Annotated in this window: 16 protein-coding genes; 11 read left to right on the plus strand and 5 right to left on the minus strand. The window is 72.6% G+C overall.

Features of this window, described 5'->3' with window-relative positions; all coding sequences use genetic code 11:
* Positions 1-167 precede the first annotated feature (167 nt).
* The 3 genes from ABZ861_RS24905 (at position 168) to ABZ861_RS24915 (ending at position 2820) form a co-directional block, all read left to right on the plus strand.
* A complete protein-coding gene (locus tag ABZ861_RS24905) occupies positions 168-746 on the plus strand; it encodes a TerD family protein (RefSeq protein ID WP_361633963.1) in 579 nt (192 codons plus the stop codon).
* A 48-nt stretch (positions 747-794) separates the two neighbouring features.
* On the plus strand, positions 795-1943 hold the full coding sequence (locus tag ABZ861_RS24910; RefSeq protein WP_361633966.1) for a DUF475 domain-containing protein: 1149 nt from the start codon (positions 795-797) through the stop codon (positions 1941-1943).
* 139 nt (positions 1944-2082) lie between these two features.
* The gene (locus ABZ861_RS24915) at positions 2083-2820 is read left to right on the plus strand and encodes a Tellurium resistance (protein ID WP_361633969.1); all 738 of its coding nucleotides are present in this window, start codon (positions 2083-2085) and stop codon (positions 2818-2820) included.
* 19 nt (positions 2821-2839) lie between these two features.
* Here the strand turns inward: ABZ861_RS24915 and ABZ861_RS24920 are convergent, their stop codons facing one another.
* On the minus strand, positions 2840-3709 hold the full coding sequence (locus ABZ861_RS24920; protein WP_361633972.1) for a TerD family protein: 870 nt from the start codon (positions 3707-3709) through the stop codon (positions 2840-2842).
* A 215-nt stretch (positions 3710-3924) separates the two neighbouring features.
* Here ABZ861_RS24920 and ABZ861_RS24925 point away from each other — a divergent pair, with 215 nt between their 5' ends.
* From ABZ861_RS24925 to ABZ861_RS24935, 3 genes are all read left to right on the plus strand, one after another.
* Complete coding sequence (locus ABZ861_RS24925; protein WP_361633975.1) at positions 3925-5091, plus strand: HpcH/HpaI aldolase/citrate lyase family protein; 1167 nt, start codon at positions 3925-3927, stop codon at positions 5089-5091.
* 87 nt (positions 5092-5178) lie between these two features.
* Positions 5179-7875 carry a phosphoribosyltransferase domain-containing protein gene (locus ABZ861_RS24930; RefSeq protein WP_361633977.1) on the plus strand — a complete coding sequence of 899 codons (2697 nt, stop codon included), beginning with the start codon at positions 5179-5181 and terminating at the stop codon, positions 7873-7875.
* Positions 7875-8687: an HAD family hydrolase gene (locus ABZ861_RS24935; protein WP_361633980.1), complete on the plus strand. Its 813-nt coding sequence runs from the start codon at positions 7875-7877 to the stop codon at positions 8685-8687. The genes ABZ861_RS24930 and ABZ861_RS24935 overlap by 1 nt, the downstream gene beginning before the upstream one ends.
* Positions 8688-8708: 21 nt before the next feature.
* Here ABZ861_RS24935 and ABZ861_RS24940 read toward each other — a convergent pair whose 3' ends face one another.
* The gene (locus tag ABZ861_RS24940; RefSeq protein WP_361633983.1) at positions 8709-8933 is read right to left on the minus strand and encodes a zinc ribbon domain-containing protein; all 225 of its coding nucleotides are present in this window, start codon (positions 8931-8933) and stop codon (positions 8709-8711) included.
* Positions 8934-9709: 776 nt separating this feature from the next.
* Here ABZ861_RS24940 and ABZ861_RS24945 point away from each other — a divergent pair.
* The 3 genes from ABZ861_RS24945 (at position 9710) to ABZ861_RS24955 (ending at position 14887) form a co-directional block, all read left to right on the plus strand.
* Entirely contained in the window at positions 9710-12211 is a 2502-nt protein-coding gene (locus tag ABZ861_RS24945) for a transglycosylase domain-containing protein (RefSeq protein WP_361633986.1), read from the plus strand.
* A 98-nt stretch (positions 12212-12309) separates the two neighbouring features.
* The gene (locus ABZ861_RS24950; protein ID WP_361633989.1) at positions 12310-13587 is read left to right on the plus strand and encodes a hypothetical protein; all 1278 of its coding nucleotides are present in this window, start codon (positions 12310-12312) and stop codon (positions 13585-13587) included.
* A 175-nt stretch (positions 13588-13762) separates the two neighbouring features.
* Positions 13763-14887, plus strand: coding sequence for an amidase domain-containing protein (locus ABZ861_RS24955; protein ID WP_361634311.1), 1125 nt, complete (start codon positions 13763-13765; stop codon positions 14885-14887).
* 34 nt (positions 14888-14921) lie between these two features.
* Here the strand turns inward: ABZ861_RS24955 and ABZ861_RS24960 are convergent, their stop codons facing one another.
* On the minus strand, positions 14922-16220 hold the full coding sequence (locus ABZ861_RS24960) for a hypothetical protein (RefSeq protein ID WP_361634314.1): 1299 nt from the start codon (positions 16218-16220) through the stop codon (positions 14922-14924).
* 815 nt (positions 16221-17035) lie between these two features.
* Between ABZ861_RS24960 and snpA the strand changes: the two genes are divergently transcribed.
* Together snpA and ABZ861_RS24970 are read left to right on the plus strand one after the other, a co-directional pair.
* Positions 17036-18163, plus strand: a complete 1128-nt coding sequence (gene snpA, locus ABZ861_RS24965; protein WP_361633992.1) for a snapalysin — start codon at positions 17036-17038, stop codon at positions 18161-18163.
* Positions 18164-18284: 121 nt separating this feature from the next.
* The gene (locus ABZ861_RS24970) at positions 18285-18434 is read left to right on the plus strand and encodes a hypothetical protein (protein ID WP_361633994.1); all 150 of its coding nucleotides are present in this window, start codon (positions 18285-18287) and stop codon (positions 18432-18434) included.
* A gap of 804 nt (positions 18435-19238) precedes the next feature.
* Here ABZ861_RS24970 and ABZ861_RS24975 read toward each other — a convergent pair.
* Both ABZ861_RS24975 and ABZ861_RS24980 read right to left on the minus strand, forming a co-directional pair.
* A complete protein-coding gene (locus tag ABZ861_RS24975) occupies positions 19239-19442 on the minus strand; it encodes a hypothetical protein (RefSeq protein ID WP_361633997.1) in 204 nt (67 codons plus the stop codon).
* On the minus strand, positions 19439-19780 hold the full coding sequence (locus ABZ861_RS24980; RefSeq protein WP_361634000.1) for a hypothetical protein: 342 nt from the start codon (positions 19778-19780) through the stop codon (positions 19439-19441). The genes ABZ861_RS24975 and ABZ861_RS24980 overlap by 4 nt, the downstream gene beginning before the upstream one ends.
* Between the last annotated feature and the right edge of the window lie 88 nt (positions 19781-19868).

Below are 19868 nucleotides of genomic sequence, written 5' to 3' on the forward strand. Positions count from 1 at the left end.
GTAGATCTTCGTCTGCTCGGCCCACATGCCGCGGTAGGCGGTGAGGACCTGCTCCTGGGCGGTGGCCGTCGGATCGGGCGAGGGGGAGGCCGAAGCCGCGTGTTTCCGCGCGGCGCCGGACGCGCAGGAGTAACCACACCGGCACCCTCAGGGGGAGGACCAGCATCATGGGCGTCACGCTCGCCAAGGGGGGCAACGTCTCCCTGTCCAAGGCCGCACCCAACCTGACCAACGTCATGGTGGGCCTCGGCTGGGACGCGCGCTCCACCACCGGAGCGCCGTTCGACCTCGACGCCAGCGCGCTGCTGTGCTCCGCGGCCAACCGCGTCCTGGGCGACGAGTGGTTCGTCTTCTACAACCAGCTCACCAGCCCGGACGGCTCGGTGGAGCACACCGGCGACAACCTCACCGGTGAGGGCGAGGGCGACGACGAGTCGGTCCTGGTGGACCTGCTCAAGGTGCCGCCGCAGTGCGAGAAGATCGTCTTCCCCGTCTCGATCCACCTGGCCGACGAGCGCGGCCAGACCTTCGGCCAGGTCTCCAACGCCTTCATCCGCGTCGTCAACCAGGCCGACGGCCAGGAGCTGGCCCGCTACGACCTGAGCGAGGACGCCTCCTCCGAGACCGCCATGATCTTCGGTGAGCTGTACCGCTACCAGGGCGAATGGAAGTTCCGCGCGGTGGGGCAGGGGTACGCGTCCGGACTGCGCGGCATCGCTCTAGACTTCGGAGTCAACGTTTCGTAAAGCCGGGGACGGCGCGGGGGGACCCGTACAAGACGGATTGGGTAGCCAGTGCTTCTGAAAACCTTCGGCTGGTCGTTCGCGATCACCGCGCTCGGCCTGGTCGCGGCGGTCCTCTACGGGGGCTGGACCGCCTTCGGCATCGTGGCGATCCTCGCCGTGCTGGAGATCTCGCTGTCGTTCGACAACGCCGTGGTCAACGCCGGGATCCTGAAGAAGATGAGCGCCTTCTGGCAGAAGATCTTCCTCACGGTCGGCGTGCTGATCGCCGTCTTCGGCATGCGGCTGGTGTTCCCCGTCGTCATCGTCGCCCTCACCGCCAAGATGGGCCCCGTCCGCGCCGTCGACCTGGCGTTCAACGACAAGGACCGCTACCAGCAACTGGTGACCGACGCCCACCCGGCCATCGCCGCCTTCGGCGGCATGTTCCTGCTGATGATCTTCCTCGACTTCATCTTCGAGGACCGGGACATCCAGTGGCTGCGCTGGATCGAGCGGCCGCTGGCCAAGCTCGGCAAGGTCGACATGCTGGCGGTCTGCATCTCCCTGATCGTCCTGCTGATCACCTCCTTCACCTTCGCCGCCCACGCCCACCAGCACGGCGGCGCCCACGCCGACAAGGCGCAGACGGTCCTGATCGCCGGCGTCGCCGGTCTGATCACGTACATGATCGTCGGCGGTCTCTCCGGCTTCTTCGAGGACCGGCTGGAGGCGGAGGAGGAGCGCGAGCACGAGGCGGAGGAAACGGCCGCCCGCACCGGCAAGAAGCGCTCGGCGGTCGTGCTGGCCGGGCAGGCCGCGTTCTTCATGTTCCTCTACCTCGAGGTCCTGGACGCGTCGTTCTCCTTCGACGGCGTGATCGGCGCCTTCGCCATCACCAACGACATCGTCCTGATGGCCCTCGGCCTCGGCATCGGCGCCATGTACGTCCGGTCCCTCACGGTCTACCTGGTCCGCCAAGGCACCCTCGACGACTACGTCTACCTGGAGCACGGCGCCCACTACGCGATCGGCGCCCTGGCCGTGATCCTGATGGTCACCATCCAGTACGAGATCAACGAGGTGATCACCGGCCTGGTCGGCGTGGTCCTGATCGCCCTGTCCTTCTACTCCTCGGTGCGCCGCAACCGCGCGCTGGCGGCCGAGGACGGCACGTCCGCGGGCTCGGGGGAGCGGACCGAGGTCCAGTCCGGGGTGTGACAGGCTCCTGAGCGAGGAACGCTTCCTGCGGGGCGGTCTCACGGGGGCGGCGACGGCCACGACGGCCGGCGCCGGGTCCCCGGGCCGCCCCGCGGCATGAGCGCGGGGGCGGCGAGCGGGTCGAGTCTGGGGGCGGAAGATGGGGTTCTTCGACGGACTGCTGGGCGGACGGGCGGCCGACTTCGACTCGGGCAGCGCGGCCTCCAACGCGATCGAGCTGACCAAGCGGCACCACCAGGTGTCGCTGACCAAGCAGGGCGCGGCCACCGGGCACCTGCGGGTGAACCTGACCTGGCGGATGCGCACCTCCGACGTGATCGGCGCCACCCGGGAGAGCCTGCTGCGGCACCCCTTCCGGGCGTTCCGGCCGCCGGAGGTGCAGGGCCACAGCCAGTCCATGGTCAACGTCGACCTCGACCTGGGCTGCCTGTACGAGCTGGCCGACGGCACCAAGGGCGTGGTGCAGCCGCTCGGCGGCCTGCTGGGCGACGTCAACGCGGCGCCGTACGTCAAGCTCAGCGGAGACGACCGGTTCGGCTCCGCGTCCGGTGAGACGCTCTACGTCAACCTCGACCACCGCGACGACATCAAGCGCCTGCTGGTGTTCGTGTACATCTACGACCAGACGCCGGCCTTCGACCGCACCCACGCGATCGTCACGCTCTATCCCAGCAACGGGCCGCGCATCGAGATCGGCCTCGACGAGCGCCACCCGCAGGCCCGCTCCTGCGCGGTGGTCCTGATAGAGAACGTCAAGGGCGAGCTGACGGTGCGCCGCGAGGTCAAGTTCGTCTACGGCTTCCAGTCCGAGCTGGACCGGCTCTACGGCTGGGGACTGCAATGGGGCCGCGGCTACAAGACCAAGGCCGACCGGTAGCCGCGTCGCCGTCGGCCGTTCAGCGGCCTATGAACTGCGGCCCCTGCGGCGGCAGCCGGAACTCCGGGTCCGGCGCGGCCGTGACCGGCTGCGGATAGCCGTACCCGGACGGCTCGCCCGCGAAGGAGGCCGCCGCCTCGGCCGGGGCCGCGGGCACGGGCTGCGGATAGCCGTAGGCCGGCTGGGTCAGGGCGGGCGCCGCTGCGGGCTGCGGCGGGTATCCGTAGGTCTGCTGCCGCGGGTAGCCGTTGGGCTGCTCGGGCGGCAGCGGCTGCGCCGCGCCCGTCGTCGCGCCCGCGGCGGTCCGCCCGCCCCAGGCGGCCTCCGCCGTCCCGTCGGCCTCCTCCGTCTCGTCCACCGAGATGCCGAAGTCGGTCGCCAGCCCCTTCAGGCCGTCGGAGTAGCCCTCGCCCAGCGCCCGGAACTTCCACCCCTCGCCCCGCCGGTACAGCTCGCCGCAGATCAGCGCGGTCTCCCGGCCGGTCTCGGGCGTGACGTCGAAGGACGCCAGCGGCTCGCCGTCGGCGACCGCCGCGTCGTACAGCAGGACGCGCAGCTCGCGCACCCGGTCGAAGGCCACGCCGTCCGCCGAGGCGACCAGCAGGATCCTGCCGACCTCGGACTCGACCGCGGTGAGGTCCGTCTGGATCGTGTCCGTCAGGCCCTGCGCGAGCCGCCGCTTGCCGAGCCGCCAGACCTTCCCCGAAGGGTGCCGCGGCTGGTTGTAGAAGACGAAGTCCTCGTCGGAGCGCACCCGGCCGCCGGGGCCGAGCAGCAGCGCCGAGGCGTCGACGTCCGGCGTGTCCTGACCGGGCGTCCAGCGCATCACGGCCCGTACCGAGGCGGCCTCCAGCGGGACGTTCGACCCCTTCGTCATCGCGTGCGTCATGCGGTCATCCTGCCTTCTCGGTCCTGCTCACGACAACGCGGCCTGCGGCCCGGCGCCGGCCGTCCGGCCCGCTCCCGGCCGGGCTCGAACCGGTAACCAGAAATTCATGCCCGGCGGGAACTGCCGCCATGGACGCGTACGTACTATTACCGGCCACCTTTCTTCGACAGTCGACCATCCGTACGGGCCACTCGGCTTCACCCGGGGGGAGCTTCATGCGTCATTTCGGGCACCTCGCTCCGGAGGTGCGCCAGCGCCTCTTCCACCAGCGACCGGCGGAGTTCACCGCCGACTCGCCCGCGCGGCTGCTCTCCGCCGCGCTGGGCGCCACCCTCTACAGCCCGGCCACCCGGCCGACCCTGGCCGACGACATCGTCAAGCAGGCCGCCCGCGGGGTGGTCTCGATGGTGCTGTGCCTGGAGGACTCGATCGACGACGCCGACGTGCCGCACGGCGAGGAGAACCTGGTCCGGCAGATCGCCGAGCTGGCCGGGCGCCCCGGCGCCCCGCTGCCCCTGCTGTTCGTCCGGGTCCGCACCCCCGAGCAGATCCCCGACCTGGTGCGGCGCCTGGGCGGCGCCGTCGGGCCGCTGTCCGGCTTCGTGCTGCCGAAGTTCACCGCGGAGCGCGGCCTGCCCTTCCTGGAGGCGCTGCGGGCCGCCGAGGCGGCGAGCGGGCGGCGGCTGTTCGCCATGCCCGTCCTGGAGTCGCCCGAGCTGCTGTACCGGGAGTCGCGGGTGGAGACCCTGGAGGGCGTCTACCGCGCGGTCGACAAGCACCGCGACCGGGTGCTGGCGCTGCGCCTGGGCGTCACCGACTTCTGCTCCTCCTACGGGCTGCGCCGCGCCCCCGACATGACCGCCTACGACGTGCAGGTCGTCGCCTCCGTGATCGCCGACGTGGTGAACATGCTGGGCCGGGCCGACGGCACCGGGTTCACGGTCACCGGACCGGTCTGGGAGTACTTCAGGGCGCCGGAGCGCATGTTCAAGCCGCAGTTGCGGCAGAGCCCGTTCCTCGAGGTGCAGGCGGCGGAGCTGCGCACGGCGCTGATCGAGCACGCGATGGACGGCCTGCTGCGCGAGATCTCCCTCGACCAGGCCAACGGGCTGCTGGGCAAGACCTGCATCCACCCCTCCCACGTCATGCCGGTGCACGCGCTGTCCGTCGTCAGCCACGAGGAGTTCAGCGACGCCGCCGACATCCTGCGCCCGGAGCGCTGCGGCGGCGGCGTGCTCAGATCGGCGTACACGAACAAGATGAACGAGGTGAAGCCGCACCGGGCCTGGGCCGAGCGCATCCTGCTGCGCGCCGAGATCTTCGGCGTCGCCCGGGAGGACGTCGGCTTCGTGGACCTGCTGGCCGCCGCGATCCCCCGCTGACCGGCCCCGCGCGCCCCACCCGCCTCCGCACGCCCCCCTCCGACCCCCGCACCCGCACATCCGCCCCCGAGGAAACCAAGGAACGCATTGAACACGGCAGTCAACGACGGCGTCTGGTCCGGCGCCTGGGTCGCCGAGCGGCTCGGCGTCGAGCTGCGCGGCGGCGACGAGCTGACGGAGCTGCTGGGGCTCGCGCTGCGCCGCAACCCCAAGCGGGCCCACCTGCTCGTGTCCACCGTGCTCGGCAAGCACGTGCCGCAGTCGCCGTCGGTGGTGTACGGGCACGGGACCGCACTGGGCCGCCGGGTGCGGGAGCTGCTGGGCGAGCGGGAGGCGGCCGCGGCCGTCGTCGTGGGCTACGCCGAGACCGCGACGGGCCTCGGCCACGCGGTCGCCGACGGCCTGGGCGCCGCCCCCTACCTGCACTCCACGCGCCGCCCGGTGCCCGGCACGACCCCGGCGGGCGGCTTCGAGGAGGCCCACTCGCACGCCACCTCGCACCTGCTGCTCCCCGAGGACCCGGCCCTGCTCGCCTCGGACGGCCCGCTGGTGCTGGTCGACGACGAGTTCTCCACCGGCAACACCGTGCTCAACACCCTGCGCGACCTGCACGCCCGCAGCCCGCGCCGGCGGTACGTCGTGGTCGCCCTGGTCGACATGCGCTCCCCGGCGGACGCCGCCCGCCTGGACGACTTCGCCCGCGAGACCGGCGCCCGCGTGGACCTGATCGCCACCGCCGCCGGCACGCTACGGCTCCCGGCGGACGTCCTGGAGCGGGGACGCGACCTGGTCGCCCGCCACGACCGGACGAACGCGCCCGACCAGAGCGACGGCCCGGGACCCGTCGCGGCGCCCGGGGAGGCCGGCGGCACGGGAGCAGCGCCCGAGCATGCCGACCGCCCGGGACCCGTCGCGGCGGCTGAGCGGGCCGAGGGCCCGCAGCCCGCCGGGCCCCTGCGAGCCGACGGCCCGGGGTCCGCCTGCGCGGTCGGGGAGGCCGACCGCCCGGCGGCCGACGTCGGGCGGCCCGATCGCCCGGCGCCCGCCGTCCTGCCCGGTCAGCGGGTTCGCGATCGAGTCGGGCTGGTCGGCGGGGTCGGCCGGGTCGAGCTGGGCTGGCCCGTGGGCCTTCCCGACGGGGGGCGGCACGGGTTCACGCCCGCGCACCGTCGGCGGCTGGAGCGGGCGTTGCCCGCGATGGCCGCGCGGGTCGCCGCGTCCCTGCCCCCGGGCGCCCGGCGGGTCCTGGTGCTCGGCTGCGAGGAGTTGATGTACGCGCCGCTGCGGCTGGCCGTGGAGCTGGAGCGGTCGACGGACGCCGAGGTGCGCTCCTCGACCACCACCCGCTCGCCCGTGCTCGCCGTGGACGACCCCGGGTACGCCGTCCGCACCCGGCTGGACTTCCCCGCGCACGACGACCCGGCCGACGGGCCGGGCCCGCGCTACGCCTACAACGTGGCGGGCGGCGGCTTCGACGCCGTCGTCGCCGTCGTCGACTCGGCCGCCGACACCCCCGCGCTGCACGCCCCCGACGGCCTGCTCGCCCGGCTCGCCGCGCACATCCCGCACGTCCTGCTCGCGGTCGTGCCGTCGTACGTCCCGGCGTCCTCCGGGGAAGGAGCCCCCATGCTGCCCGAGCCGCTCCGCGGCCCCGCCTTCTCCTCCTACCCGCCCGAGGACGTCGGCTGGCTGCTCCAGGACCTCTCGGACGTCACCCTGGAGGCGCCCGTCGAGGAGCGGGAGGAGGCCATCCAGAGCGGCGGGGCCCACTACGCCGAGTCGCTGCCGGTGGAGTACCAGCCCAGCGAGCGGTACCAGGAGCTGTTCCACGCGGCCCTCGCCGCCTCGGCCGCCCGGATCGCGCAGGCGGTCGGCGTGGTGACCGAGACCGTCCTCGCCGAGCGGTCCCCGCGCCCGGTGCTGGTCTCGCTCGCCCGTGCGGGCACTCCGGTCGGCGTGCTGATGCGCCGCTGGGCCCGTTTCCGGCACGGCCTGGACCTGCCCCACTACGCCGTCTCCATCGTCCGCGGGCGGGGCATCGACGCCAACGCGCTGCGCTGGCTGGCCGCCCGCCACGACCCGCGGGACGTCGTCTTCGTCGACGGCTGGACCGGCAAGGGCGCCATCGCCCGGGAACTCGCCCAGGCGGTCGAGGAGTTCGCGGCGCGGGAGGGCGTCACCGGCTTCGACCCGGAGATCGCCGTGCTCGCCGACCCGGGCGCCTGCGTGCGCACCTACGGCACCCGCGAGGACTTCCTCATCCCGTCCGCCTGCCTCAACTCCACGGTCTCCGGCCTGATCTCGCGTACGGTCCTGCGCGCGGACCTGGTCGGCCCGGACGACTTCCACGGCGCCAAGTTCTACCGCGAACTCGCCGGCGCCGACCTCTCCGCCGCCTTCCTGGACGGCGTCGGCGCCCGCTTCCCGGAGGTCTCCGACGCCGTCGACGCGGCCGTCAAGGAGCTGATGGCCCAGGACCGCACCCCCACCTGGGAGGGCTGGCGGGCCGTGGAGCGGATCAGCGAGGAGTACGGCATCCACGACGTGAACCTGGTCAAGCCGGGCGTCGGTGAGACCACCCGGGTGCTGCTGCGCCGGGTGCCCTGGAAGATCCTGGCCCGAGCGGGCGCGGGCGCCGATCTCGACCACGTCCGCCTGCTCGCCGAGCAGCGCGGCGTGCCCGTCGAGGAGGTCGGCGAACTGCCCTACACCTGCGTGGGGTTGATCCACCCGCGGTTCACGCGGGGCGCCACCGGCGCCGACGGCCGGGCGGTGCGCGCCTGATGCCGGTGCTGGCGGCGAGCGACCTGGACCGGACCCTCATCTACTCCTCCGCCGCCCTGGACCTGACCATGCCCGACGCGCGGGCGCCGCGGCTGCTGTGCGTGGAGGTGCACGAGAGCCGGCCGCTGTCGTACATGACCGAGACGGCGGCCCGGCTGCTGACCGAGCTGGCCGACTCGGCGGTGTTCGTGCCGGTCACGACCCGCACCCGCAAGCAGTACCAGCGCATCAGCCTGCCGGGCCCGCAGCCGGTGTACGCGATCTGCGCCAACGGCGGCCATCTGCTGGTGGACGGCGTCTCGGACGGCGACTGGCACCGGCGGGTGACCGAGCGGCTGGCCGGGGAGTGCGCTCCGCTGGCCGAGGTGCGGGAGCACCTGCTGCGCACCGCGGACCCGCTGTGGCTGCGCAAGGAGCGGGTCGCCGAGGACCTGTTCGCCTACCTCGTCGTGGAGCGCGAACTGCTCCCGCAGGAGTGGGTGAAGGAGCTGGCCGCCTGGGCGGAGGGCCGCGGCTGGACCGTCTCCGTGCAGGGCCGGAAGCTGTACGCCGTGCCGAAGCCGCTCACCAAGAGCGCCGCGGTGCGCGAGGTCGTCCGCCGCACCGGCGCCGACCTGGTGCTCGGGGCGGGCGACTCGCTGCTGGACGCCGATCTGCTGCTGGCGGCAGACCGCGGCTGGCGGCCCGGCCACGGCGAACTGGCCGACGCGGACTGGACGGCGCCGGGCGTCTGCCCGCTGCCCGAGCGCGGGGTGCTCGCGGGGGAGCGGATCCTCCGGGAGTTCACGCGGTCCTCCCGGGCGCCCCGGTAGGACCGCGTGCCGCGCGGAGCGTCAGCCGCAGCAGCCGCCGCCGCAGCACCCGCCGCCCTGGCCGCCGGCGGCGGGCGCGGCCGACGCGGAGGACGCGGCCGAGCCGCCCACCGCGACCGTGGACAGCAGCTTGACGGTGTCGCCGTGTCCGGCGGGGCAGGTCGCGGGGGCGCCGGACTCGGCCATGGGGCGGCTCAGTTCGAAGGTGTCGCCGCAGCTCCGGCAGCGGTATTCGTAGCGAGGCATGGGCTCAGATTAACCGGCGGGACGGCGGGCGGGGGCGATGACTTACACGTGCACACGTATCTGTCCCGAACTCGCGCGGAGGTTTTGAAAAGACGGCTGATAATTTTGTATGGCCGCGAGAGCCGCGAGGCGGCCGGGAATGAGGGGGCTGGCGGCCGCGTGGGCGGCGCCTGTGTCGACCCGCGCGAGCACCACGGAGTGCGGAGGGAGACGCAGTCGTGACCGAGGCAGGGCAGGGGGAGGGCCTTCCCGAGGAAGGGCGCGAGTCCGGGAGCGGCCGCGCCCTGCCGCAGGGCGCCGCGCCGCCGCGGGCGGACGAGACGATGCTGCTGAACGTCGAGGCCCTGCGCGCGGGACGCGCCGGCGAGGACGCCGGACGCGCAAGGGAGGCCGCCGAGCGCTCCCGTGAGGGCGCTGGATCCTCAAGGGAGGGTGCTGGGCGCTCTAGTGGGGATGCCGGACGCTCTGGCGAGGGCGCCGGGCGCTTCCGTGGGGATGCCGGACGCTCCGGTGAGGGCGCTGGACCCTCAAGGGAGGGCGTCGGACGCTACGTCGAAGGCGCCGGACGCTCCCGTGAGGGCGCTGGAAGCCCTGGGGAGGGTGCTGGGCGCTCTAGTGGGGATGCCGGACGCTCTGGCGAGGGCGCTGGGCGCTCCCGTGAGGATGTCGGACGCTCTAGTGAGGGCGCCAGGCGCTTCGTCGAGGGTGCCGGGCGCCCTAGGGAGGACGCCGGGCGCTCTGAGGACCGCGCCGCACGGCTTGCTCCCGACGAGACCATGCAGCTCAAAGTCGACCCTCTGCGCAGGCACCAGGCCGCGGCCGAGCGAGCGAACAGCGCTGAACGGCCGGACGCCGCCGAGCGATCGGGCGGCGCCGAGCGCCCAGACCGCGCCGGACGATCAGACCGCGCCAAGCGAGCGGACCGCGCCCAGCGCCCAGACCGCACCGAACGATCAGACCGCGCCGAGCGAGCGGATCGCGCCGGGCGCCCGGACGCCGCCGCACGGCCCGCTCCCGACGAGACCATGCAGCTCAAGGTCGACTCCCTGCGCAGGGAGCAGGCCGCGGCCGAGCGAGCGGGCGACGCCGCCGAGCGCACCGAGCGCCCCGACGGCGCCGCGCCCTCGGCCGGCGCCCCGCAGCCGCACGAGACCATGCAGTTGCGCATCGTCCGCCAGCGCACCCCCGACGCCCCCGAGCGCACCCCCGGCGGCCGGGCCGAACTGCGCGCCGCGCGCCGCAAGCCGCGCCGCTCGGCGCTCGCCCCGCCGCCCGCGCTCGCCCGGCTCGCCGCGGACGCCGGGCGCCGCCTCGCCCCGGTCCTCGCCGTCCTCGCGCCCTACGCCGAGAAGCTGCGGCCGGTCTACCCGCACCCCGACCGCACCGGCTGGCGCCGCTGGCTGCCCTCGTGGCGGCAGTGGATCGGCGCCGCCTTCGCCTCCGTCGGCCTGACCGGCCTGTTCCTGGCCGTCGCCTACGCCGCTACGGACGTGCCGGACAACCTGAACAGCTACGCCACCCAGCAGGACAACGTCTACTTCTGGTCGGACGGCACTCCGATGGCCCGTACCGGCTGGGTGCAGCGGCAGGCGATGCCGCTGAAGGACATCCCCGAGGACGTCCGCTGGGCGGTGCTCGCCGCCGAGAACGAGAGCTTCTACACCGACCCCGGCATCTCCCTCAAGGGCATCACCCGCGCCCTGTACCGCACGGTCGGCCAGGGCGACACCGAGGGCGGCTCCACCATCACCCAGCAATACGTCAAGAACGTCTACCTCAACCAGAACCAGAACCTCGGCCGCAAGTTCACCGAGGCGATGATCGCCCTCAAGCTCGACGACAAGATGAGCAAGGACAAGATCCTGGAGGGCTACCTGAACACGAGCTGGTTCGGCCGCGGCACGTACGGCATCCAGCGCGCCGCCCAGGCGTACTTCGGCAAGGACGTCAGCGAACTCGACGTCGGCCAGGCCGCCTTCCTCGCCTCCCTGCTCAAGGGCGCCGGCCTGTACGACCCGACGCTGAACCCGAAGAACCACGACCGCGCCGTGGAGCGCTGGACCTGGATCCTCGACCGCATGGTCAAGATCGGCAAGCTGTCGCCGGCCGAGCGCGCCAAGTACCGCACGTTCCCCGAGCCGCTCAAGCGCAACCCGCTCTACGACACCGGCCAGCAGAGCGACTACCTGGTGGAGCTGGCCACCCAGTACGCCAAGAAGTCCGGGCACATCTCCGACAAGGAGTTCGACCTCGGCGGCTACCAGATCTACACCACCTTCGACCGCACACGGGAGTCGACGCTCACCGCCGCCGTCTCCCGCGCCCGCAAGGACGCGCGGGCGGCCGGCGCCGAGGCGGCGAAGACCGCCCACTACGGGGCCGCCTCGGTGGCCTCCGACGGCCGGATCCTCGCCGTCTACGGCGGCCCCGACCACCGCACGCAGGGCTACAACGAGTCCAACGCCTCCACCGTGCCCGCCGGTTCGGCCTTCCAGCCGTTCGTGTACGCGGCCGGACTCCAGAACGGCGTGGTCAAGCACCGCGACGAGCCGCGCCGGCCGGTCACCCCGGACACCGTCTACAACGGCGACGACGCGGTGCCCGTCACCACCCCCGAGGGCCCCTACTGGGACCGCAGCGGCCGCAAGGTCGCCGCCCGCAACGACGGCGGCCGGTCCTACGGCCCGATCAGCCTGCGCCGGGCGCTCGCCCGGTCGGTGAACACGCCGTTCATGCAGCTCGGCGTGGACACCGGTCTGGACAAGGTGACGCGGACCGCCGAGGCGGCCGGGCTGCTGCCCTCCAGCATGGGCCCGCAGGTGCCCGCGCTGTCCCTGGGCAGCTCCCGGCCGAGCGCGATCCGGATGGCGAACGGCTACGCCACCTTCGCCGCCCAGGGCCTGCACACCGAGCCGTACTCGGTGCGGCGGATCACCCGCAACGGGACCGCCGTGCGCCTGGACGCCCACCCCGCCCGGCGGGCGGTCAGCGCCGAGACGGCCCAGCAGGTCACCGACGCGCTCGGGGACGCCTTCCGCACCGAGCACCCCGGCGCGGCGCCCGCCGCGGCCCTCGTGGCGGGCAAGGAGGGCGACACCGAGGACGACACCGCCTCCTGGTTCGCCGGCACCGCCCGGTCGGTGTCCACGGCCGTCGTCGTATACCGGATGGACCTGGGCAAAAGCCTCGAACCGCTGCCGTTGAAGGGGCTCGCAGGAACATCCGGCCACCGTGTCGCGTACTCCATATGGGACGGCGCCATGGCGCCGCTCGGCTGACCCCGGGGCGGCGCGAGCCGCCGGCCCCGACCGCCCCGCACAGCAACGTCCCGCAGACTGCGCACGACGACCGCAGACACCCGCAGAGTGAGCCGCCCATGAAGTCGACCACCGGCCGCCGCCGCAAGGCCCCCGAGCCGCGCCCCGCCCGCCCGCACTTCATCACCCTGGCGGCGCTGCTGGTCGTCGCCTCCGTCGTCGCGGGCTTCCTGGCGCTGACCCGCCCCGACTCCACCGCGCCGACCGCGTCCGCCGGCGCCAAGGGCGACTCCGCCGCGGGCGGCCCCGGCAAGGAGCCCCCGTGGGACGGCAAGGTCCACGTGCTCGGCGACGGCTCCACCTCCTACACCGGCCCGCAGAAGAACACGCTGAAGCCCGTGCCGCTCAAACCGGGCGAGAAGCCGCCGCAGTTCGTGGTCTTCTCCTGGGACGGCGCGCTCCAGGGCAGCGACCGCCTGTTCTCGCACTACCGGGAGATGGCCCGGGAGTACGACGCCCACATGACGTTCTTCCTGACCGGCATCTACCTGCTGCCCAAGGCGAAGAAGACCCTCTACCACCCGCCGATGCACGCTCCCGGCGCCGCCGCCATCGACTACGCCACCGACGACCACATACGCCAGACCCTGGAGCAACTGCGCCTGGCCTACCAGCAGGGCGACGACATCGGCACCCACTTCAACGGCCACTTCTGCGGCGCCAAGGGCGGCGGCGACTGGAGCGTGGAGGAGTGGAAGAGCGAGATCGACCAGTTCTACGACTTCGTCGAGAAGTGGAAGACCAACACCGGCTTCACCGACGTGCCGCCGCTGCCGTTCGACTTCAGGAAGGAGGTGACCGGCGGCCGGGCGCCCTGCCTGGAGGGCCAGCCCAACCTGCTGAAGGCCCTCAAGAGCTACGGCTGGCGCTACGACGCCTCCTCGCCCGGCGACTTCCAGATCTGGCCGGCGAAGAAGGACGGCGTCTGGGACTTCCCGCTCCAGATGCTCCCCTACGAGGACGGCAAGTTCCAGGGACTGTCCATGGACTTCAACTTCCTCTACAACCAGTCCAACGGCGAGACCAAGGGCGACCCCGCCAAGTACGCCGGGTGGCAGAAGCAGACCGTCGACTCCTACCTGGCCGGATTCAACCGCGTCTACTACGGCAGCCGCGCACCGATGTTCATCGGCAACCACTTCGAGGACTGGAACGGCGGCATCTACATGAAGGCCATCGACCAGGTGGTCAAGACCGTCTGCGTCAAACCGGGCGTCAAGTGCGTGTCCTTCAAGGAACTGGCGGACTGGCTGGACGTGCAGAAGCCCGAGACGCTCCAGCGGCTGCGCGGTCTGGACCCGGCGCAGTCCCCGGACTGGTCCACTGTCGTCAACTGACCTCTGTAATACCTTTGTTCCACTTGTGCACACCCCCTTCACAGCCGCCCTGGGCCCCGTGCGAAGATGCGGCCCACCGGTAGGTGTACCGGCGTAGAGGGGAACATCATTGAAATCGAGAAAACTGAGCCGTAAGCGGAGCCGTGCCGCCATAGTCACGGCCGCGGCCGCCTCGGTGGTCGCCGGTGTGGCCCTGGTGCCCAACTGGAGCGCCGGCGCCGCGGTCACCAACGACCCGACGGTGGACGCGGCGACCAAGGCCACCTTCCAGAAGCTGGCCGACGCGGTGTTCACCGACCGCACCCAGGCCCTGGTGGACGGCGGCGGCAGCGAGGGGCAGGGCAGGCCCGGGGGACACCGGCTGACCGCCCGCTTCTCCGGCAAGGTCCGCATGTCCGGCACGCAGACGCACACCGAGGACTCGGCGCTGTCGCAACTGCGCGGCCGCAAGTCCAAGTTGGCGCAGCTCGGCGAGAAGTACAGCGCCGGCAGCACCACCGTCACCCTGGACGCCACACAGGTCAACGGCCACCACGCCAAGGTCGCCGTCACCGAGAGCACGACCCTGACGTACGAGAAGGTCCGCGGCAACGAGCCGAAGACCACCGGCTTCCAGGCCCACCACGAGCTGTCCTTCAAGGCCGACCAGCAGGGCGACTGGCAGCTCACCGGCGTCCGCGACACCGACGACGGAGTCGCCGTCAACCAGGTCGCCGCCCCGTCGGTCCGGCCCGACACCCCGGCCGACGACGGCCCGCCCGAGGCGGCCAAGTCCTCGACCGCGCGCAACGCGCCGGCCAAGACGAAGAACCTCACCTCCGGCGCCTACGACTACAAGGCGATGGCGGCGTACGCGGCCAAGTACTGGAGCAAGTACAACCCGGACTACCCGGACTTCAACGGGGAGGGCGCGGGCGGCGACTGCACCAACTTCGTCAGCCAGACCCTGAAGGCCGGCGGCTGGAAGCACGTCCCGGGCTACACGGACGACTTCCACAAGTGGTTCGGCAACTCCGAGATCCAGTCCGACTCGTTCGTCGGCGTCAACGAGTTCTCCTGGTTCGCCCTGTCCTCCAAGCGGGTCACCAGCCTGCCGTACGTCTACCAGTTGGACGTCGGCGACGTGCTCCAGATGGACTTCAACCGGGACGGGTCCAAGGACCACTCGATGATCGTCACCTACCGCAGCCCGCAGGGCGTGCCGTACGTGTCGTACCACTCGACGAACACCTACAACCGGTCGGTGGCGAGCCTCATCGCCTCCTACCCGACGGCGAACTACTTCGCCTACCGCACCTGAGCCGCCGTCCGCGGGGGCGGGGCGCCCGGGGCCCTCAGTGCCCGGCGCCGCCCCGCTCCTCGCGGATCCGCGCGACTGCCCCGGCCGCCGCGCCCCGGACCGCCTCGGTCTCGGACAGGAAGCGCCAGTAGTCGGGATGGCGGCCCTCCAGGCCGGCCACCGCCCGCTCCAGCCGGGCCACGCACTCGTCCAGCGGACCGGCGTGCCGCGGATCCGGCGTCGTACGGCCCGTCATCGCCAGCCGCTGCGCGTCGCGGACCGCGAACCTGGTCCGCTCGATCTCCGCGTGCGGGTCCTTCTGCACCGCGTTCAGCCGCGCCAGCCGGTCCCCGGCGGTGGACACCGCCTCGTCGACGGCGTTCAGCAGCGCCCGCACCGTGGACAGCAGCGCCGTCGTGTCCGGCCAGCGCTGCTCCCGCCGGGCCGCCTGCGCGTCCGTCAGCTTCCGCTCCGCCTGCGCCACGTCCCGCGCCGCCTGCTCCGGGACGTGCTGGAGATCCTGCCAGCAGGCGGCGGCGAACCGCCTCCGCAGCTCGCTCAGCACCGGCTCCACCTGCCCGGCCCGCGTGGTCAGCGCCTGCGCCCGGGTGCGCAGCGACACCAGCCGGTGGTCGATCTCGGCGGCCTTCTCCGGCAGCCGTTCGGCCTCCGCCCGGATCGCCGCCGCGTCCCGCGCCACCCGCTCGGCGCGCTCCAGCGTCTGCTGCGCCCCGTGCTGTCCGGCGCCCTGGTTCAGCAGGGTCAGGTCGGGGGCGAGCGCGGCGAGCCGGGCGGCCAGGTCGTCCGCCCGCAGGCCCGTCTCGCGCACCGCGTCCAGTGCGTTGCCCGCGCCCAGCAGGGCCTGCCGGGCGCGCTCGACGGCGGGGGCCAGCCGGGCCAACTGGGTCTCGGCCTTGTTCAGCAGCGGCGCCAGCGAGCCGCTGAAACGATCCAGCTCCCGCCGGACGTTCTCCAGTTCGTCCTTGGCCGCGGTCAGGCCGGAGCGCGCGCGGGCGGCGGCCGAGGCGTCCAGGTCGTCCCGGTCGAGGTCCTGCGCGTCCACCGCCTCGATGTAGCGCCCGCTCACGTCGTCGATGCGCCGGCCGAGCGCCTCGAAGTCGGCGACCGCGCGCCGGGCGGCGGGGGAGTCGTCGACGGCTTTGATCGTCTCCAGCGAGATCCGCAGGTCCCGCTGGGCGGTGTCCAGTTCGTAGAACGCGGCTGCCGCGGCGTCCTTGGCCGCCTGCGCCTCGGCCCGCTGGCTCTCGGCCCGCCCGCCGAACCAGCGCCGGGTGCCGCCGCCGGCGAAGGCGCCGGGCAGCGCGAGCGCGGCGAGCAGCGGCAGGGCGAGCAGTACGAGCGCGTCACGCGCGGCGGAGGGGGCCGGGGCGGGGACGGTGGAGGAGGGCGCCGGGGAGGTGGGGGCCGGGGACCCGGGTCGGCGCCGAGGCGGCGGAGACGGCCGCTGATGCGGCGCGTGCGGCGCGTGCGGCGCGTGCGGCCGTCCTGGTGTCGCCGGTGTCTCCGGTGCCGCCGGTGTGGCCGTCACATCCTTCTCCCGTGCTGTGGTCCGCCCTGCGTGGCTTCATTCTCCCACCTGTACAGGACGAGCACACCGGCCGATCAGTTCGCCGCCGCAGCGGTGACCTCCAGGCGGCGCCGAGTCCGGCACGGGCGGCCGGAGCCGCGAGCCGCCGCTGCGCGTCCGTGGGGACGGCCCGGGGCCGGGGGTGTGAAAGAAACGTAAGCCCGCATTTTATGACGTCGGTCACAAGGCTTCGCCAATTACCCGGGATGCTTAGTAGATATGACGTGGCGGACATCTAATGATTTGTCCGTCTTGGGCCGGATGTGGCGCCCGTCGTGCGTACCGGCATTCCGCCCGCCTCGCCCGCCCGCCCACTGCCCGCAGGGGCAAGGCTTCTGACGTCGTGACAGTTATTCCTTCCGCCGCTCTGTGCGCACTGGGGGCCCGCGCACCGCTCCGGCGAGGTCCCGGGGTCTACGAGGCGAGGTAGTGGCGACGTCGCGGCGGGGACTCTGGCGCTCCCTGTCGAGCCGTCCTAAGAATGTCGACCCACAGGACGTCGTCGCAGTTCGGAACCGGTGTCACGCGGATTCGATCGCGCACCGTGTGCTCGGCGTCACGGAGTGAGTAGGAGCCCCCACATGAAGTCGTCCCGAACGTCCGCGAGACTCCTCGCCCTCGGTCTCGGCCTGGGCCTGGCCTCCAGCGTGGGCGCTGCGGTGCCGGCGAGCGCCCAGACGGCCACGACCCCGCCCGCCGCCCGTACCTCCGTGTCGGGGTACGCCGGGTCGGTCGAGCAGGCCGCGAACAACAAGGCGTTCTACGAGGCCGTGCTCAAGGCGGTCGCCGTGAAGCGCGCCGCCCAGCCCACCGCACAGGCGGTGACCGTCTCCTACAACGCCTCCAAGGCGCCGAGCTTCAGCTCGCAGATAGCGAGCGCGGCCGCGACCTGGAACAGCTCCGAGACCCACGTCAAGCTCCAGTCGGCGTCGAGCGGCGCCGACTTCTCCTACTACGAGGGCAACGACTCGCGCGGCTCCTACGCGTCCACCGACGGCCACGGCCACGGCTACGTCTTCATCGACTACACCCAGACCAAGCAGAACGACTCGGTCCGCGTCGTCACCCACGAGACCGGACACATCCTGGGCCTGCCGGACGACTACAGCGGCCCGTGCAGCGAGCTGATGTCGGGCGGCGGCCCCGGCCCGTCCTGCACCAACCACACCCCGAACGCCGCCGAAAGCGCGAAGGTCGACCAGCTCTGGGCCAACGGAGGCACGCAGTCGTCGAGCACGTCGAAGCAGTCCACGCAGCAGCCGAGCACTGAACCGTCGGCGGGATCTGCGGGGTCGGACTCCAGCGGCCCGTCTGGGTCTGCGGGGTCGGACTCCAGTGGCCCGGCAGGGTCTGCGGGATCGGACTCCAGCGGTCCGGCTGGGGCTGCGGGTCCGGGATCCGGTGGGCCGAGTTCCGGTGGTCCGGCTGGGACTGCGGGTCCGGCTTCCGGTGGACCGGCTGGGGCTCAGGGTCCGGGTGGTCCGGGCGGGGCTGCGGGTCCGGGTTCAGGCGCTCCGGGTGGACCTGCGGGTCCGGCTTCCGGTGGTCCGGCTGGGGCTGCGGGTCCGGGCTCGGGTGGTCCGGCTTGGGCCGCGGGTCCGGGGTCCGGCGGTCCGAGCGGGGCTGCCGCACAGGGTCCCGGCCACGGGTGTCCGTTCCCCGGCGCGCATGGCGCTGGTCACGCCCCCGCGTGGCAAGCGGCTCGCTGACCAAGCGAGACCTCCGCGACACCTTGCCGCGGCCGACCTCGGCAAGGTGACTCGCGCAGGGTCAAGGGCCGGCTCAAGCGGCTCCAGCAGTACGCGGCGCCGGGCGTCCCGCTAGACAGCGGTGACGGCGGATCAGACGGCCGACAGGCCCGAGGCGCCGCGCGCTGCGGCGCGTACCGTCGCCGCGGAGGCGGAGGCGGAGGCGGAGGCGGAGGCGGAGGCGGAGGCGGAGGCGGACGCGGAGGCGGACGCGGCCCGGTCGACGGTGTGACCGTCGACCGGGCGGGCGCATTCGGACTCGCCGCGTCATTGTCCGATGTCTCCGATGTCAACGCTCCCTCTCCTCCGAGGCGGATCTGCGCCGGCGCCGCGGCGCGGCGGCGAGAGGGGGAGCGCGCCGAGGGCCCCCTTACTGATCATGTAAGGGGGCCCTCGTCTGCGGTGGGCGCGGACGGTTTCGAACCGCCGACATCCTGCTTGTAAGAGCGGGGGCCGGTGCTTATGGCTGAATCGCGAACGGTCCTATGACCAGGGTGAGACGGAGTAAAACGGCAGGTCGACACTGCTCCCAGGCGGCGCGAGCGGCGAGGTAGAGCGTTCTCGCTACATTCTGACTACGCCCTCAATCCACCCTCGCTACGAGAGCTGATCTCCTCAACGATCAAGAGGATTCCGCAGGTCGGCGCACCCGAGGGCGGCCAGCGAACACCCCCCGCTCCTTATGGGAGGCGGGGGTTGCCGCGTGCCGGGATGCCGCCGAGAGGGGGGCGCTAACCCTGTGGCGTCCGGCACGTCTCTTGCATGCGAACATATATTTGATTATCGGAGCCATTCATGTTTCCCCCTGGCGGGCGCCAGATCGATTGTCAGGGGTGAATGCGTTGAAGTTGTGACGACCTTGATCATGATTAGAAAAAGCCTGGTAACGGCAGGCAGACACACGATCATGCAGGTCAGGCCGCGACATTGGAGATGCCGTTACGCATTGCTCGCGCCATCGGCGTCACGCTCGGCGACCTGGTCCGCGACTGATCGGCGGCCCCCCGACGGGGGGCGGGGGACCGCCGCCTTCCCGCTACCGGCGCTGCCGGGCGCGGGAGCCTGTGGGCTCCGCGGTGAGGACCACTGGACGCTCGCTCGGGTACTCCTGGTGCGGGACCGGCGGGCAGCGCTCCGCGTGCAGGTACGCGGTGGCGGCCGCGCCGGTGGCAGAGTCGGGGATGAACGAGGTGTACCGCTGGTCCGGGTGGATTGGGTGGTCGCAGTGGCCGCAGATCATCGGCGTCCTTCCCGGGTGAGCCGGATCAGCTCGCGTCCGAGGGCGCAGCCGGTCGGCTCGTCGACGCACTGCTCGCACATCGGGGCGTGCTCGTGTAAGAGGCGGTAGGCGGCCTCGCCGACGCGACTGCGGCAGCCCCGGGGAAACCACTGGCCTCCGCCGGGGAGTTCGCGGGGCCCGAGGTCGACGGCTTCCTCTGCGCTGAGGCCGATCCCGTCCCACACGCAGGTGATGCCGCGCCGCTGGTAGTCGGACAGCGTGGCCGGGTCGGGCAGCGGCAGCAGCGTGAGCGCTGCCGTGATCGCTTCGGGAGCAATCGCTACGGCTTCGCTCGGCATGGCTGGACCTCCACAGTCGCTGTGACCTGTCTCACACATGCGACCGTAGGCGCCCGCCGACAGAGTCACCCGAGCTGACAGTTCGGGT

The sequence above is a fragment of the Streptomyces sp. NPDC046985 genome (assembly GCF_040644415.1).
Lineage (GTDB): Bacteria > Actinomycetota > Actinomycetes > Streptomycetales > Streptomycetaceae > Streptomyces.

Excerpts from the sequence above, each read along its gene's own strand:
- ABZ861_RS24905 (WP_361633963.1), top strand. The coding sequence starts at position 168 with ATGGGCGTCACGCTCGCCAAGGGGGGCAACGTCTCCCTGTCCAAGGCC.
- ABZ861_RS24915 (WP_361633969.1), top strand. The coding sequence starts at position 2,083 with ATGGGGTTCTTCGACGGACTGCTGGGCGGACGGGCGGCCGACTTCGAC.
- ABZ861_RS24920 (WP_361633972.1), bottom strand. The coding sequence starts at position 3,709 with ATGACGCACGCGATGACGAAGGGGTCGAACGTCCCGCTGGAGGCCGCC.
- ABZ861_RS24925 (WP_361633975.1), top strand. The coding sequence starts at position 3,925 with ATGCGTCATTTCGGGCACCTCGCTCCGGAGGTGCGCCAGCGCCTCTTC.
- ABZ861_RS24935 (WP_361633980.1), top strand. The coding sequence starts at position 7,875 with ATGCCGGTGCTGGCGGCGAGCGACCTGGACCGGACCCTCATCTACTCC.
- ABZ861_RS24940 (WP_361633983.1), bottom strand. The coding sequence starts at position 8,933 with ATGCCTCGCTACGAATACCGCTGCCGGAGCTGCGGCGACACCTTCGAA.
- ABZ861_RS24945 (WP_361633986.1), top strand. The coding sequence starts at position 9,710 with ATGCAGCTCAAAGTCGACCCTCTGCGCAGGCACCAGGCCGCGGCCGAG.
- ABZ861_RS24950 (WP_361633989.1), top strand. The coding sequence starts at position 12,310 with ATGAAGTCGACCACCGGCCGCCGCCGCAAGGCCCCCGAGCCGCGCCCC.
- snpA (WP_361633992.1), top strand. The coding sequence starts at position 17,036 with ATGAAGTCGTCCCGAACGTCCGCGAGACTCCTCGCCCTCGGTCTCGGC.
- ABZ861_RS24975 (WP_361633997.1), bottom strand. The coding sequence starts at position 19,442 with ATGATCTGCGGCCACTGCGACCACCCAATCCACCCGGACCAGCGGTAC.
- ABZ861_RS24980 (WP_361634000.1), bottom strand. The coding sequence starts at position 19,780 with ATGCCGAGCGAAGCCGTAGCGATTGCTCCCGAAGCGATCACGGCAGCG.